The sequence below is a fragment of the Vibrio sp. 2096 genome (assembly GCF_033339595.1).
GTDB lineage: Bacteria > Pseudomonadota > Gammaproteobacteria > Enterobacterales > Vibrionaceae > Vibrio > Vibrio alginolyticus.
Genome location: NZ_JAWOUX010000115.1, coordinates 1 through 1,015, shown reverse-complemented (window position 1 = coordinate 1,015; position 1,015 = coordinate 1). Strand labels below are relative to the sequence as shown.

The following is a 1,015-nucleotide window of genomic DNA, read 5'->3' as shown; positions in this document are numbered from 1 at the left end:
CAACGATCCGTTTCCCCTGTAATGGTTGAGCTTTTGCTTCCCATTCGTTGAGTTTTTTTCGCCAATGCGCACGAAACTTCATCCCATTGAGCTGGTAGGTTGGCGCATTCTCAGGATCAACCGCTTGCAAACGCTGAGTCACAACGCGCGAAAGCGTAATCATGTCATTCGCAGCAAACTGCACGTGCGGATTACCATGCGCATGAATGTCACCCATACTGCGATCCACATGTTGATGTGTATCCAGCATACGTACAAAACTGGCAGCGTAAATCATGCTTTTTGCCCCATTTTGCACCGCAGCATTTGAGCTTCGTGCCTGTAGCATAGGCAACCACCCTACTTCTAGCTCTGCTCCAGAACACATAGCCAAATCGGCTTGACGCATTTTCGCAATCAACGAAGGGCGAGCTTGCACGTAATGTGGATCTTGTTTATCGGTAGTAGCAGAATAGATATTTGCTTCCGGAGCGTGGCGTTGCAATAAAGCTTTCCATTCCGGCTCACAAACAAAAATATCCAAAGCCCATGTTGGAGAAGAAACAATGGCAGCAATCGCTGCCATTGTGCCTAAACCTTTAGAGATAAAGGTTAATGACTTAGAACGCATGAGCACCGTGCGCCCCAAAAGTCATGACGTATTGCAATGTAAAGACGTTCTCTTTTTCTTTGTCTTGGTTTTCTGCACGCGTGTACTGAGCACGAATAGTACCAAAGTGCGAAGAATCCCACGCAATCATCGCATCGACTTCTTTATCATTTAGCGCAGTGAAGTGCATGTGGTCACCATGAGCATGACCATCGTAGCTTTCCGCTTCGCCGTAACGAACGCCAGCAGACCAGTTAGGGTTAAATCGGTATACACCCGAAACGTAGTATGCTGTTAAGTTATCAGGGGATTCAGCTTCATCTTTAAATTTGCTGTCGACCACACCATCCAACAACATGTACTCGGCAGAAAACGTAAAGTTGCGGTACTTGTAGTTACCATCCGGGGCCCATTTCCAAACAAAAT

At 46.7% G+C, this 1,015-nt stretch carries 1 protein-coding gene and 1 pseudogene; both read right to left on the bottom strand.

What is annotated here, in order from left to right; genetic code table 11:
* On the bottom strand, positions 1–610 hold a 610-nt coding region (locus R7Q41_RS24445), incomplete at its 3' end, for a metal ABC transporter solute-binding protein, Zn/Mn family (RefSeq protein ID WP_318144762.1).
* Positions 600–1,015 (bottom strand): annotated as a pseudogene (locus R7Q41_RS24440) (hypothetical protein); the annotation flags it as partial. The pseudogene R7Q41_RS24440 and the gene R7Q41_RS24445, both read right to left, overlap by 11 nt.